General features: G+C 45.6%; 10 protein-coding genes and 1 rRNA gene. 6 read left to right on the top strand and 5 right to left on the bottom strand.

The window, feature by feature from the left end:
- The first annotated feature begins 14 nt into the window (after nt 1-14).
- Nucleotides 15-124, top strand: a 5S ribosomal RNA gene (rrf, locus tag BLT07_RS17095).
- A gap of 144 nt (nt 125-268) precedes the next feature.
- On the opposite strand, the gene BLT07_RS17090 is transcribed toward rrf, so the two are convergent.
- The 5 genes from BLT07_RS17090 to BLT07_RS17070 form a co-directional block, all read right to left on the bottom strand.
- Nucleotides 269-448 carry a hypothetical protein gene (locus BLT07_RS17090; protein ID WP_091872250.1) on the bottom strand — a complete coding sequence of 60 codons (180 nt, stop codon included), beginning with the start codon at nt 446-448 and terminating at the stop codon, nt 269-271.
- Between the two features lie 105 nt (nt 449-553).
- A complete protein-coding gene (locus tag BLT07_RS17085; protein ID WP_091872247.1) occupies nt 554-1,381 on the bottom strand; it encodes an O-methyltransferase in 828 nt (275 codons plus the stop codon).
- A gap of 147 nt (nt 1,382-1,528) precedes the next feature.
- Complete coding sequence (locus BLT07_RS17080; protein ID WP_091872244.1) at nt 1,529-2,995, bottom strand: glutamate synthase subunit beta; 1,467 nt, start codon at nt 2,993-2,995, stop codon at nt 1,529-1,531.
- A gap of 30 nt (nt 2,996-3,025) precedes the next feature.
- A complete protein-coding gene (gltB, locus tag BLT07_RS17075) occupies nt 3,026-7,534 on the bottom strand; it encodes a glutamate synthase large subunit (protein ID WP_091872240.1) in 4,509 nt (1,502 codons plus the stop codon).
- A gap of 360 nt (nt 7,535-7,894) precedes the next feature.
- The gene (locus tag BLT07_RS17070; protein WP_091872237.1) at nt 7,895-9,037 is read right to left on the bottom strand and encodes an acyl-CoA dehydrogenase; all 1,143 of its coding nucleotides are present in this window, start codon (nt 9,035-9,037) and stop codon (nt 7,895-7,897) included.
- 373 nt (nt 9,038-9,410) lie between these two features.
- On the opposite strand from BLT07_RS17070, the gene nhaD reads away from it, so the two are divergent.
- The 5 genes from nhaD (at nt 9,411) to BLT07_RS17045 (ending at nt 14,309) form a co-directional block, all read left to right on the top strand.
- Complete coding sequence (gene nhaD, locus BLT07_RS17065) at nt 9,411-10,778, top strand: sodium:proton antiporter NhaD (RefSeq protein WP_091872234.1); 1,368 nt, start codon at nt 9,411-9,413, stop codon at nt 10,776-10,778.
- Nucleotides 10,779-10,851: 73 nt separating this feature from the next.
- Nucleotides 10,852-11,544, top strand: a complete 693-nt coding sequence (locus tag BLT07_RS17060) for a MotA/TolQ/ExbB proton channel family protein (RefSeq protein WP_091872230.1) — start codon at nt 10,852-10,854, stop codon at nt 11,542-11,544.
- Between the two features lie 9 nt (nt 11,545-11,553).
- Entirely contained in the window at nt 11,554-11,940 is a 387-nt protein-coding gene (locus tag BLT07_RS17055) for an ExbD/TolR family protein (RefSeq protein ID WP_091872226.1), read from the top strand.
- A 207-nt stretch (nt 11,941-12,147) separates the two neighbouring features.
- Nucleotides 12,148-13,101 carry an energy transducer TonB gene (locus BLT07_RS17050; RefSeq protein WP_091872222.1) on the top strand — a complete coding sequence of 318 codons (954 nt, stop codon included), beginning with the start codon at nt 12,148-12,150 and terminating at the stop codon, nt 13,099-13,101.
- Complete coding sequence (locus tag BLT07_RS17045) at nt 13,098-14,309, top strand: bifunctional folylpolyglutamate synthase/dihydrofolate synthase (RefSeq protein WP_091872217.1); 1,212 nt, start codon at nt 13,098-13,100, stop codon at nt 14,307-14,309. The genes BLT07_RS17050 and BLT07_RS17045 overlap by 4 nt, the downstream gene beginning before the upstream one ends.
- Nucleotides 14,310-14,401: the final 92 nt, after the last annotated feature.

Below are 14,401 nucleotides of genomic sequence, written 5' to 3'. Positions count from 1 at the left end.
CCCGGACCGAAGACCCAGGTGGCCATGGCGGCGGGGCCCACCCCTTTCCATTCCGAACAGGGAAGTTAAGCCCGCCAGCGCCGATGGTACTGCCGAAAGGTGGGAGAGTAGGATGCCGCCTTACCTCGAAGGTCCCGATCGTTCACGATCGGGACCTTTTTTTGTGCCCGGAAACGGGATCCGCAACGCAAGAAACGGGCCGCCCTCTTGGAAGCCCCCACCAAACCGGGTGCGTTAATTTTAACTGGATTACAGGGGTAGACCCATCTTACTGTAAACACCGGTAGTAGTTGTACACGAAAATAGGTGAAGACATAACTTGCGCCCCGATTAAGGCGGTGCCCCCGGAATCGGTTACGTGACCGGTTACGGAAACCTGTGCAAAAATCGACAGGCCGGCTATGGCCATACTCAACCTTAAAAAAACAGCCCTAATATCTCGCATCATCTCTTGATTTGTTTAAGAATGTAAAGATAATGAGGTTACGAGAAGTGCAAAGTAAGAAAGGACATTAAAAGAGAAAGTAACTAATAATCGATGAAGGGTTCAACCTCAATACCCTAGATGCAGTTCAAACTGCACATTCTTTTCAGATTCATTTTCATCGATAATTACGATTCCCTGCTTGTACAGATCTATCGTAAAACTGACATCGCTGTCATTTTTTATAAAATCCCAGGCTTCCTTCATTTCATGGCTCCAATTGATATCATCAAAAACGAAAATTGCCGGGGATTTGATTTTATCTTTTAATGCCTTGAAATAGGTAATGGTAGGTTCTTTTTGGTGATTGCCGTCGATAAATAGAAGATCGAAGAAAATATCCTCTTTTAAAAGTTGGGGAAAGGTGGCCTCGAACAGACCTTTCCTAATATCATATTTTGAAGTCGGGGCGATGGATGAAAACTGATGGCCTGCTATTTTACATAACTGCGGAAGCCCTTCCATGGTAATAAATTTGGCGATGCTATCATTTTTAATACTTTCTAGGGCATAGCATCCCGAGATACCAAGATTGGTTCCAATTTCTAAAATGGTAGAAGGATTATTTTTTTTGGAAAGGAAATATAAGAACTCACACCATTTTTTACTTGATGCCGCATTTTTACAAATATCCTTGACCAACGCTGTTTTATCGGAGCCGAAAATTTCGTATGAAATCAGGGTTTCGTCTTCCAGGAGGTTCGTTCTGTATTTTTCACAATTTTGGAACGACTGACGGTCTTCATCCGTAAAATCAGAGTTTTTTACTTTAGATAGGGATTCGACAATAGTATTTAAGGTCTTATTGTTGTATTTGGCGATTCTCTCAAATTCTTTTTTTTGGTTTAACCGGGTACGCGTTATGGAAAGATGCTTCCGTATTTTCTTTTCGATCATATGTCAACAGTAATTAGATGGCTACCTAAACTAACATATTTGAACTAAAGAAGGCGGATTATTGTCGGATAATTATGCAAAAAAACTGTTGTACAATTATCCAACTACAAGCTTCTTCTATTTCACGATTCTTGTAATACTGAAGCGCTACACTCTCGGCAAATCCCCATCGCCCTTCAACGGTAGTTCAGATGCTCCCATTAGGTACGTATCGATATGATAGGCCGCTTGTCGTCCTTCGGAAATCGCCCAAACGATGAGGGATTGTCCGCGGCGTTGATCTCCTGCGGCAAATACGCCGGGTACATTGGTCTTATAATCTCTTTCTGTGGCCTTAATGTTGGTTCTGGCATCGGCTTCAAGCCCCAATTGTTCTGCTATTGTCATCTCCGAACCGGTGAAACCTAAGGCCAGCAGGGCCAATTCGCATTTCCATTCTTTTTCGGTGCCTTCGACTTCTCTTAAGACCATTGCTTTTCCGGGCTCTCTGACCCATTCCACCTGAGAGGTTATCAACCCCGTCAAATTACCGTCCTTGTCACCTACGAACCGCTTGGTCGAAATGCTGAAAAAACGTTCCGCACCTTCTTTATGGGACGAACTGGTACGCAATCGCATGGGCCAAAACGGCCAAGGCTGGTCCTCGGGGCGTTCAACAGTGGCCATAGGCATAATCTCGAAGTTGGATACGGATTTTGCCCCATGCCTGAACGATGTTCCGATACAATCCGATCCGGTATCTCCACCGCCGATAACGACAACATCCTTACCAGTGGCCAACAGCTCGTTTTCGAATGTTGTAGTTCCGTCCACGCGACGGTTGTTTTGGGGAAGGAAGTCCATCGCCTGTACGACACCTTTCAAGTCGGCACCTTCTATGGGCAGGTTTCTGCGGATTGTGGCGCCTCCACATAGCACAATGGCATCAAAATCGTTTTGGAGTTCTTCGCCTTTGACATCTACCCCGACATTTATACCGCATTTAAATTCTATTCCTTCGGCTTCCAGCACGTTCAACCTTCGGTCGATAATGTGCTTTTCCATTTTGAAATCGGGAATACCGTATCGTAAAAGTCCGCCTGGTTTTTCGTCCCGTTCGAAGACCGTTACCCAATGGCCTGCACGGTTCAATTGCTGTGCGGCCGCCAATCCCGCAGGGCCGGAGCCTACTACGGCCACTTTTTTACCGGTTCTGATTTCTGGGGGTTCGGGTTTTATCCATCCATTTTCGAAGGCGGTCTCGGCAATGTTCTTTTCGATGTTCTCGATAGTGACCGGATCCTCGTTGATTCCCAGCACGCAGGCTTCCTCACAGGGGGCGGGACACAATCGTCCGGTAAATTCCGGGAAGTTGTTGGTTGAATGTAGAATATGGGCCGCCTTGTCCCATTTACCGCGATATACGGCATCGTTGAAATCGGGAATCAGATTGCCCAGCGGGCATCCGCTATGGCAAAACGGAATACCGCAGTCCATGCAGCGGGCACCTTGTTCCTTGATTTCCTTCTCGGGAAGGCGCACAGAAAACTCCTTATAATTTTGTACGCGCTCCTCGACGGGAGCGTATGCTTCTACTTTTCTATCGAATTCCAAAAATCCTGTTATCTTTCCCATGTTTCGATTGTAAATTAGTGTAGTTTGGTTTTAAATGGTTTCTAATCGCTCTTCTTCCAAACGGATCAACGCTTTTCGGTACTCCTCTGGCAATACCTTTACGAATTTGGGCAGACATTCCTCCCAATTTTCTAAAATACGTTGTGCAAGCGGACTCAAGGTGGCGTTATAATGGCTTTCGATCAAATCTTTTAGCTGCTTGACATCTTGGTCCTCGGTTACCGCGAGCAAATTCAAGTCTTCGGTATTGCAGTTCTTCTCGAAGGTCTTTTTCTCATCGAAAATATAGGCGATACCGCCGCTCATTCCCGCGCCGAAATTTCGCCCCACTTCTCCTAAAATTACGGCAACGCCACCCGTCATATATTCGCAACCGTGATCACCGATGCCCTCGACGACCGCTTTTGCCCCTGAATTACGAACGCAAAAACGTTCCCCGGCCTTGCCATTGATATAAGCCCTACCGGCGGTCGCACCATACAAGGTAACATTTCCGGTAATCACATTGTCTTCGGGAACGATAGTAGAGCCTTCGGGCACTTTAATGACCAATTTGGCTCCCGAAAGTCCTTTTCCGAGATAATCGTTGGTATTGCCGTTTACGATCATGGTCAAACCTCGAGTAGCGAAAGCTCCGAAACTTTGACCGGCAGAACCCGTAAAATTGAGTTTTAAGGTATTGATGGGTAAACCCTGAGCGCCGTAAACCTTAGAGATTTCATTGCTGATAATGGCTCCTACGGCACGGTCCGTATTTTTTATCGGATAGTCAAGTGTCAACTTCTCTTTTCGGAACAATGAGGGATTGGCTTTCGCGATGATATCGAACTCGATGGACTGATCGATGTTATGCTGCTGCTTTTGGGTATTATAGAATTTTGTGCCTGCAGGAACATCCACTTGATGCAAAATCGGAGTCAGGTCGATACCTTTGGCCTTATAATGTTCGATTGCCTTCCTACGGTCCAATTTTTTGACCTGACCTACCATTTCGTTTACCGTACGGAAGCCAAGTTGTGCCATGATCTCGCGTAATTCTTGGGCAACGAAATACATATAATTGACCACGTGTTCAGGTTTGCCCTCGAACTTTTTGCGAAGTTCGGGGTTTTGGGTGGCGATGCCTACCGGGCAGGTGTTCAGATGGCAAACGCGCATCATGATACAGCCAGAGGCTACCAGTGGTGCGGTAGAAAATCCGAACTCTTCGGCACCTAATAGACAGGCTACGGCAACATCACGGCCCGTTTTAAGCTGTCCGTCACACTCCAAAACGATTCGGTTACGAAGATCGTTCATCACCAAGGTCTGCTGGGCTTCGGCAATACCGAGTTCCCAAGGGAGACCAGCATGTTTTAAAGAGGTCAGGGGTGAAGCTCCGGTACCACCATCGAATCCGGATATCAGTACTACGTCGGCCTTGGCCTTCGATACGCCCGCTGCAACGGTCCCCACACCGACTTCCGATACTAGTTTTACATTGATCCTCGCTTTGCGATTCGCCGATTTTAGGTCATATATCAATTGTGACAGATCTTCTATAGAATAGATATCGTGATGCGGCGGCGGCGAAATGAGGCCCACGTAGGGTGTTGAATTCCGCGTTTTCGCAATAGCGGGGTTCACTTTGGGTCCTGGCAATTGACCGCCTTCCCCAGGTTTGGCCCCTTGTGCCATTTTAATCTGTATCTCTTGGGCATTGGTCAAGTAATCGGAAGTTACCCCGAAACGGCCCGAAGCCACCTGTTTTATCGCAGAGTTACGCCAATCGCCGGTTGCATTCTTATAAAAACGGTCTGCATCTTCACCGCCTTCGCCGGAGTTACTCTTACCGCCGATCCGGTTCATGGCAATGGCCAAATTTTCATGTGCTTCCTTACTAATGGAACCGTACGACATGGCGCCCGTTTTAAAACGTTTGACAATATCGGTCCACGGCTCTACCTCTTCCAAGGGAATCGGGTCGTAGTTTGAGAATTCGAAAAGTCCCCGGATGGTCATCAGGTTTTTGGTCTGCCCGTTGACCATTTCAGCATACTCTTTGTAAGTATTCGCTTCGTTGCCCCGCACCGCTTTCTGTAACTTGGCGACGGACAATGGGTTGAACATGTGCTTTTCCCCATCTCTTCTCCAACGGTATTCACCCCCTATTTCAAGATCAAGAGTGGCGGCCACTTCTTTTTTGGAAAAGGCATTACTATGCCGTTTGGCGATTTCTTTTTCTATTTGATAGAGACCTATACCTTGAATACGTGTAGGGGTATTCGGGAAATACTTGTCGACAACCTTGGTATTTATGCCGACACATTCGAACAGCTGCGACCCACGATAGGAGTTCAGGGTAGAAATTCCTATTTTGTTCATGACTTTAAGGATGCCCTTCCCGACGGCCTTGTTATAATTTTCGACCGCTTCCTCGAACGTGAAATCCGTGATATCGTGTTCCTCGATCTGTTCGCCGATAATTTCGTTGACCAGATAGGGGTTGATGGCACTGGCCCCAAAACCGAACAGTAGGCAGAAGTGATGCACTTCCCGAGGCTCCGCGGATTCTACGATGATACTGAGCTTATTCCGTTTGCCCAGTTTTTGTAGACCGCTGTTTACGTACGAACACGCCAATAATGCGGGAATGGGAGCGTGGTCTTTATCGACGCCCCTATCCGAAAGTATTATAATGTTGGCGCCCTCGTCGGCTTCCTTGGTAGTTTGGGCCAAAATGGCTTCGAGCGCATCCTCAAGACCATTATAGCCTTTCTCGATATCGTAAAGCGTAGGGATGGAGACCACTTTGTAATCGGGACTCGCATCGTAATTCTTGATCTTGTCGAGATCTTCTTTGGAAATGACCGGGTTCTGTATTTTCAGTTTCCGGCAATGCAGTTCCGAGAAATCGAAAATATTATGGTCGCTGCCCAAAGTAAGGCTGATATCGGTAATCAGTTCCTCGCGGATACCATCCAAAGGCGGATTTGTGACCTGGGCGAATAATTGTTTGAAATAGTTATAGATCAATTGGGGCCGTTCGGATAGTACCGCGATTGGGGTATCCGAACCCATGGACCCGATGGGCTCTTTAGCATTTTTTCCCATAGGGAGGATGATGGTGTCGATATCCTCCAAAGTATAGCCAAAAATCGACTTCCGTTTGGCAATAGATTCCTCTCCCAAAAACAACGGACAATCGTTATAAGGTATGTTTTTTAGATGAACGAGATTGTCGTCCAACCATTTTTTATAGGGATGTCGTTTGGCGATATCCTCTTTGATTTCCTCATCGTTTACGATACGACCCTCTACCATATCGACCAAGAACATTTTGCCGGGCTCCAAACGGCCGTGAAACTGAACGTTTTCCGGTGCAATGTCCATCACCCCGGTTTCTGAGGACATGATTACATAACCGTCCTTGGTTACCGAATATCTTGAAGGACGAAGACCGTTCCGGTCCAAAAGCGCCCCGATAAAGTTGCCGTCAGTAAATGGGATGGATGCAGGTCCGTCCCACGGCTCCATCATACAGGAGTGGTATTCGTAAAATGCTCTTTTGGCCTCCGACATGTACGGATTTTTTTCCCAAGCCTCCGGCACCAAGATCATCATCACCTCGGGCAAGGAACGGCCGGTCATCAATAGCAGTTCTACAACCATGTCCATCGTGGCGGAATCGGATTTGCCGGGTAGGATAATCGGTAGAATATTCTTGATCTCATCACCGAACCAATCGCTTTCCATCAATTCTTCGCGCGATATCATACGGGAAACATTGCCCCGAAGGGTATTGATTTCACCATTATGGCACATGTACCGAAAGGGTTGGGCGAGGTCCCAGGTCGGGAAGGTATTGGTCGAGAAGCGTTGGTGTACCAAAGACAGACGGGTCACCACACGGGGGTCCATAAGGTCTTCATAATACAGGCTGATATCCTTAGGCATTAGCAAACCCTTAAAAATTATAATTTTTGTGGATAGGCTGGGTACGTAAAAGAAATTACTTTCCGAAAGTTTTGAGTTGATAATGGTATGCTCGGTGACCTTTCGTGCAATGAAGAGTTTTAGGTTAAAATTAAAATAATCTTGAGTATCGTTCTCCTTGGCAATAAAAATCTGCTTTATAAAAGGTTCGGTCTCCATGGCGATCCGCCCAGGTATGGAACGGTTCACGGGCACATTGCGCCAGCCTAAAAGTCGTAGTCCCTGTTTTTTGATATTTTCTTCGAATACAGAAATACAAAAATTACGCTGATTTTCCTTTTGGGGAAGAAACACGTTACTTACGGCATATGCACCGGGTTCCGGAAGCTCGAAATCGCATACCGCCTGAAAAAAATCATGGGGAACATCGATAAGTATGCCGGCACCGTCACCGGTCTTGCCGTCGGCGCTGACGGCACCACGGTGTTCCAGTTTGTGCAATATCTCCAAAGCTTTATGGATGATATCGTTGGATTTATTTCCTTTTAAGCTACAGATAAATCCGGCGCCACAATTATCATGTTCAAATTCTGGTAGGTAAAGGCCCTGTTTTCTTAATGTCATTTGATATGGTATTTTCTCAAAAATAGTGTTTTTACTAAATTATTAGCAGAGATTTCGATTTAATCGGATAAAAATTCAACGTTTGGAATAGAATGTTAAATAAACCTCAAATATGGATTTTGCAAGTCCATAAATTATCAGATTGATAAAATTAACCTTTTCAGATTTCATTTAAATAGGATTTAGGGGGGTAAACAAGTTTAGGTGTTACATTTGTTACTTTGACCCCTTTTTTATATGGGTACAATATGATTTTTAACGCTTAATTTATATTTTAACCCTATCAGAATAAGGGTCTGATGGCCTTTTTTTTAGGGGAGTTTGGATTTCGTAGTGTGAATACCGATTGATGGGCAATACTCAATCCTTCAAAATACTCCGTGAAATCACAATCTTCTGTATCTCCGAAGTACCCTCATAAATCTGGGTAATCTTAGCGTCGCGCATCAGACGTTCGACATGGTAATCCTTTACATAGCCGTTGCCCCCGTGAATCTGTACGGCCTCGATTGTGGTATCCATAGCAACTTGGGAGGCATATAATTTGGCCATGGCCCCTGAAAGGTCATAGTCGCGGTCTTGGTCTTTATCCCAAGCGGCCTTGTAAACAAGATGGCGTGCCGCTTCGATTTGGGTGTGCATGTCCGCCAGTTTAAAGGCAATTGCCTGATGGTTGCAGATTTCCGTACCGAAGGCCTTACGTTCCTTGGAATATTTTAGGGCCAGTTCATAGGCTCCGGCGGCAATTCCCAAAGCTTGTGCGGCGATACCGATGCGACCGCCTGCCAAGGTTTTCATGGCGAACTTGAATCCGAACCCGTCTTCGCCGATACGATTTTCTTTGGGCACTTTGACGTCATTGAAAATGAGGGAGTGGGTATCGCTACCACGAATGCCCAGCTTATTTTCTTTAGGGCCGATCTCAAAACCGGGCATCCCTTTTTCGACGATCAGGGCGTTGATTCCCTTATGACCTTTTTCTTTATCCGTTTGGGCAATGACCAGATAGACCTCTGCAGAATTGCCATTGGTAATCCAGTTCTTTGTCCCGTTCAGAACATAGTGGTCCCCTTTATCGATGGCCGTAGTTTTTTGGGAGGTCGCATCACTGCCCGCTTCGGGTTCCGAAAGACAGAACGCCCCGATAATCTCTCCCGCGGCCAAACGAAAAAGGTATTTTTGTTTTTGCGCCTCGTTGCCGAACGCTTCCAGGCCCCAGCACACCAGAGAATTGTTTACCGAAACGATGACCGAGGCCGATGCGTCGATTTTCGAAAGTTCTTCCATGGCGATGACGTAAGACAGGGTATCCATACCGCTACCCTTGTATTTCGGGTCGGTCATCATCCCCAGAAAGCCAAGTTCACCCAATTTTTTGACCTGTTCAGTGGGGAACTTTTGGGCATCGTCCCTTTCGATTACCCCAGGCAGTAGCTCGTTGCGGGCAAAATCGCGTGCAGCCTGTTGTATCATAAGATGCTCTTCCGATAGTGAAAAATCCATAGGTGTGTGTCTTTATAGGCTTCCTACAAATATAGGGCTATGAAATAGGATAGAACAGGGCGTAAGGGGTATTTTTCGCGCAAAATGCATCCCGGAGCGATCAATGAACGGTAAAATAAAAAGTTTAAGACGGATTCTGTTTCAAATTTTTATATTTGTTCGTTCCAATTATGGAATGCGCAGGATTTTGACCGATTAAACGGACAATTTGGTTTCAGGGGAGGATGAATTGACAATTAATACCACCTCCGATATCCTAAGAAAGGCAATTTTGAATATCTTTAGAAAAAATCCGTCCGGAAAGAACATCCGCCCGACCGCTTCTGAAATCGCATTGAAACTACTAATATAGAACCTTAAAAACCGATCGAGTATGGAGACCATTATCATTATTGTATTTGTTGTGGGTTATTTGGCGATAACCATGGAGCATAACCTGAAAATTGACAAACTCATTCCCGCACTGGCGATGATGGCGATACTTTGGGCGATAATTGCTCTGGCCCATATGGATGTTTACGAGGTTAATACAGACCTAAAAGAGCTTGAACCCTCGGATATCGACGGAATATTGTTGCATCATTTGGGTAAAACCGCCGAAATATTGGTCTTTCTTTTGGGTGCTATGACCATTGTCGAGATCATCGACTACTTTGACGGTTTTGCGACCATTAAAGGGTACATTAAAACCAAAAGCAAACGCAAGCTGTTATGGCTATTTTCGATTTTGGCCTTTATACTATCGGCTATCATCGACAACCTAACGGCAACTATTGTTCTGATAACTATCTTGCAAAAGGTCATTAACGAACGTGAGACCCGATTGTGGTTTGCCGGTCTTATCATCATTGCCGCCAATGCCGGGGGGGCCTGGTCGCCCATCGGCGATGTTACCACGACCATGCTCTGGATCGGTAATAAGGTCACCGCTCCCGTATTGATAGAACATGTGTTGATACCCTCTATCGTATGTATGGTTATTCCGGGTTTAGTGGCGAGCCGATACAGTGCCTTTAAGGGGAACATCGTGAGCGATGCGGATGAAATTGATGTCCCAAAATCAAAATTCGGTTCTACCATGCTGTATTTGGGCCTTGGTGCCATTGTATTTGTGCCGTTCTTTAAAACGATTACCCATTTGCCGCCGTATGTCGGTATGATGCTGTCTTTGGCGGTAGTAGCAACATTTGCGGAAATTTATAGTAGTTCAAAGTTTAGTATTTCGAACATAGAGGGAGAAGGCGATGACACCGTAGGACACCATAGTCCCGTACATGCCTCCCTTTCCAAGATAGAAATGCCGAGTATTCTCTTTTTCTTGGGAATATTGTTGGCGGTGGCCGCCCTGGAATCTTTGGGAATGCTCTTTCATTTTGCGGAAAGCCTAGAAACCAACGTGCCCATGCTAGGTACGGAATCACACGGGGAACTGGTATCCGACCTCGTGGTACTGATTTTGGGCGTCGGTTCGGCGGTAATCGACAATGTGCCTTTGGTAGCGGCCAGTATGGGCATGTTCTCGGTACCTATAGACGATCCGGTATGGCATTTTATCGCCTACTCGGCCGGAACGGGCGGAAGTATGTTGATTATCGGCTCGGCAGCGGGAGTTGTCGCCATGGGAATGGAAAAAATCGATTTCTTCTGGTATTTGAAAAAAATAGCGTGGTTGGCGTTTCTCGGATTTATTGGCGGTGCGGCCGTATTTGCAATAATTAGAAATTTTGTGTTAAATGCATAATTTAATCGATAAACTACCGTTATAGAGGCAAGACCGAACACGTTGCTAAAAGCGTATTTAACCTAAGAATTCTATGATGTTATTTCAAGATGTGGCGCAAGATCCTCAAGTTGGGGATGTTATGTCCGAAGAAAAGACCCTTTCCATAATCGATCTTATTTTTAATGGCGGTACAGGAAGTGTACTTATTATTTCCATATTGTTCATTATGCTGTTTGTGGCGTTATACATTTATTTTGAGCGCATTTTTGCCATAAAGGCTGCTTCTAAAATAGACAGTAATTTCATGAACCAGATTCGTGACCATGTTACCAATGGTAAATTGGAGGCGGCAAAATTGTTATGTGCCCAAACCGATTCTCCCGTGGCGCGGTTGACCGAAAAAGGAGTTTCAAGGATCGGAAAACCCTTGGACGATATTAACACGGCCATTGAAAATGCCGGAACCCTGGAGGTATACAAGCTCGAGAAAAATGTGAGCGTATTGGCCACTGTTGCCGGAGCCGGCCCCATGATCGGATTCTTGGGTACGGTAATAGGTATGATTCTGGCCTTTCACGAAATGGCTTCCAGCGGCGGCCAAGCGGAAATGGGCTCGTTGGCATCTGGGATTTATACGGCCATGACCACAACGGTGGCGGGCCTTATTGTAGGTATCATAGCGTATATTGGCTATAACCACTTGGTCAACCGGATCGATAAGGTCGTGCATAAGATGGAAGCTAATGCTGTTGAGTTTCTAGATTTATTGAACGAACCTCTATAATTCCATACCATGAAATTAAAGGGAAGAAATAAGGTAAGCCCCGATTTTAGCATGTCATCGATGACGGATATCGTATTCCTGTTGTTGATTTTCTTTATGCTGACGGCAAACTCGCCCAATGCACTGGATCTTTTATTGCCCAAGGCGAAAGGGAAATCTACTAACACCCAAAACGTATCGGTAAGTATTGATAAGAACCTACAATATTTTGTGAACAACGAGAAAATCAACGGAGATTATATCGAAGTCGAACTCAAAAAGGCTTTAGAAGGGCAAGATAAGCCTACCATTATTTTAAGGGCCGAAGAAAGTGTGGCCATCAAAGAGGCGGTCCGTGTCATGGACATCGCCAACCGAAATAGTTACAAGGTCATCTTGGCCGTGCGACCGAATTGAATTCGAATTATAATGAATAGAGTTTCATATCTTTAGTAAAGACTTTGACCTATTGACAGCCATTGTGTTGTTGAAAAAAATTCAATGAACCCTTTACGCCTCCCAGAATAAGGGCGCATGGCGAAACACGCAAAACGAAAATCCAAACTATACGTTTGCAGATTGCATTTTGCAAAACAAACAACAGATCAAAATTAAATAGGCAATATGCCATACCTGGACACCAGACACAAAAAGAAATCTTTCACGCTGACCACTTTCCTATTAAGCGTGTTGTTGCTGATATTGTTCTATATCGGCATGACCTACATGGATCCCCCGATCGAAAACGGAATCTCTGTCAATTTTGGCACCACCGATTTTGGTAGTGGAAACGTGCAGCCCAAAGAAAAGATACAGTCCGAACCTTTAGATACCCCTCCCGTTGAACCTGTCGAACAAGAAGAGGAAGTGGTCGAAGAAATCGTAGAGGAAGAGGTTGTTGAGGAGGAAGCGCCGGAGAAAGTAGTAGCGGAAGAAGCACCTGCCGAGAAAGTGCTTACCCAAGAAAATGAGGAAGCCATAAAGATTAAAAAAGCGGAAGAGGCAAAAAAGAAAGCCGAGGATGCCCAAAAAGCGGCCAAGAAAAAAGCCGAAGACGCCGAGAAAAAGAAAAAAGCAGAGGCAGCACGGGTGGCCCAACAAAAAAAGGATGCCGAGGAAAAGGCCAGAAAGGAGCAAGACGCCAAGAAGAAAAAATTGGATGAACTAATGGGTGGCCTCAATAAATCGGACGGTACGGCCTCAGGTTCGGAGGGCGATGACAACAGGGCCGGCGACAAAGGTTCTCCCGACGGCGACCCCTATGCTACAAGTTATTATGGTAGTCCCGGTTCCGGAAGCGGCACGGGCGGTTATGGCCTAAATGGCCGTTCCTTAGCCAGTAAAGGTGCGGTCAAACAGGAATGTAACGAAGAGGGAAGGGTCGTAGTCAAAATTGTGGTTGATAGAAATGGAAACGTGGTAAGTGCGCAACCAGGCGTGAAAGGAACCACGAACAACAGTCCCTGTTTATTGGACCCCGCCAAGAAAACAGCGTTCAAGCACAAATGGAACCAAGATTCCAATGCGCCCAGCCAGCAGGTCGGGTTCGTAGTGGTCAATTTCAAACTGGGAGAGTGACCTATCGACAAACCCTCGATTGGATGTTCGCCCAACTTCCAATGTACCAACAAAAGGGGAAGTCCGCCTTCAATGCCAAACTGGACAATACGCTGGCCTTTGCCGCCCACCTCGACCATCCCGAAAAAAAATTCAAGAGCATACACGTCGGCGGCACAAATGGAAAGGGCTCCAGCAGCCACATGCTCGCTTCTGTCTTACAGGAAGCAGGTTACAAAACCGGACTCTACACTTCTCCACATTTAAAAGATTTTCGAGAACGCATCCGAATAGATGGAAAAATGGTCAGCGAAAAATTTGTCGTCGATTTCATCCAAACAAACCAATCTTTTTTTGAAGAACATCGGCTTTCATTTTTTGAAATGACCGTGGGAATGGCGTTCACTTACTTCGCCGAGAAAATGGTCGATATCGCGATTGTTGAGGTAGGGCTGGGCGGCCGATTAGATTCCACGAATATTATTGTTCCCGAAGTCGCCCTGATTACTAATATAGGGTTGGACCATGTAGATCTGCTCGGTGACACTTTGGCCAAAATAGCTTTCGAAAAGGCGGGAATCATCAAGGAAAATATTCCGATTGTCATTAGCGAATATCAAAATGATACTGCTGAGATTTTTGAACGGGTTGCGAATTCAAAAACTGCAAAGGTGATATATGCAGAAAAATCCCTAAAAAAGAAGTACAAAACATCCCTTTTAGGTAACTATCAGAAAAAAAATGTAAATGGTGTGGTTGCCGTTTTGCAAGAACTTCAAGGTTTTGAAGTCCGGGAAGAGCATATCGTAGATGGACTTCTGAACGTGACCCAAAACACTGGCTTGATGGGCCGATGGCAAATGATGCGCATCGAGCCTAAGGTAGTTTGCGATACGGCGCACAATAGCGAAGGCCTGGCGTTGGTGTTGCAACAGGTCGCTCAACAGGATTACGACCGACTGCATATTGTTCTAGGTTTTGTAAAGGGCAAAAACCTCGATGCGATTTTACCCTTGTTTCCAAAAAATGCGGAATACTACTTTTGTAGACCAGACATTCCCCGAGGTTTAGATGTAGAGGTACTCCAGCAAAATGCAAAAGCTTTCGGGTTGAAAGGAAAATGCTTTACTTCGGTCGGTAATGCCTATAATGCCGCACTACAGAATGCCGATGTCGGTGATTTTATTTTTATCGGGGGGAGTACCTTTACGGTGGCGGAGGTGGTGTGATATTTTATATTATTTTCTTTTGGCATTACCAAAAGAGTTCTATATTTGCACCCGCCAGAAAGATCTATTTCAGAATGGTCGGTCCGGCACGT

The sequence above is a fragment of the Pricia antarctica genome, assembly GCF_900101815.1.
Lineage (GTDB): Bacteria > Bacteroidota > Bacteroidia > Flavobacteriales > Flavobacteriaceae > Pricia > Pricia antarctica.
Note: the sequence above shows the minus strand (reverse complement) of the source record. Positions and strands in the feature narration are given on the sequence as shown.

Bases quoted from the DNA above. Each gene is read 5' to 3' on its own strand.
- BLT07_RS17090 (WP_091872250.1), bottom strand. From the start codon at position 448: ATGATGCGAGATATTAGGGCTGTTTTTTTAAGGTTGAGTATGGCCATA.
- BLT07_RS17085 (WP_091872247.1), bottom strand. From the start codon at position 1,381: ATGATCGAAAAGAAAATACGGAAGCATCTTTCCATAACGCGTACCCGG.
- BLT07_RS17080 (WP_091872244.1), bottom strand. From the start codon at position 2,995: ATGGGAAAGATAACAGGATTTTTGGAATTCGATAGAAAAGTAGAAGCA.
- gltB (WP_091872240.1), bottom strand. From the start codon at position 7,534: ATGACATTAAGAAAACAGGGCCTTTACCTACCAGAATTTGAACATGAT.
- BLT07_RS17070 (WP_091872237.1), bottom strand. From the start codon at position 9,037: ATGGATTTTTCACTATCGGAAGAGCATCTTATGATACAACAGGCTGCA.
- nhaD (WP_091872234.1), top strand. From the start codon at position 9,411: ATGGAGACCATTATCATTATTGTATTTGTTGTGGGTTATTTGGCGATA.
- BLT07_RS17060 (WP_091872230.1), top strand. From the start codon at position 10,852: ATGATGTTATTTCAAGATGTGGCGCAAGATCCTCAAGTTGGGGATGTT.
- BLT07_RS17055 (WP_091872226.1), top strand. From the start codon at position 11,554: ATGAAATTAAAGGGAAGAAATAAGGTAAGCCCCGATTTTAGCATGTCA.
- BLT07_RS17050 (WP_091872222.1), top strand. From the start codon at position 12,148: ATGCCATACCTGGACACCAGACACAAAAAGAAATCTTTCACGCTGACC.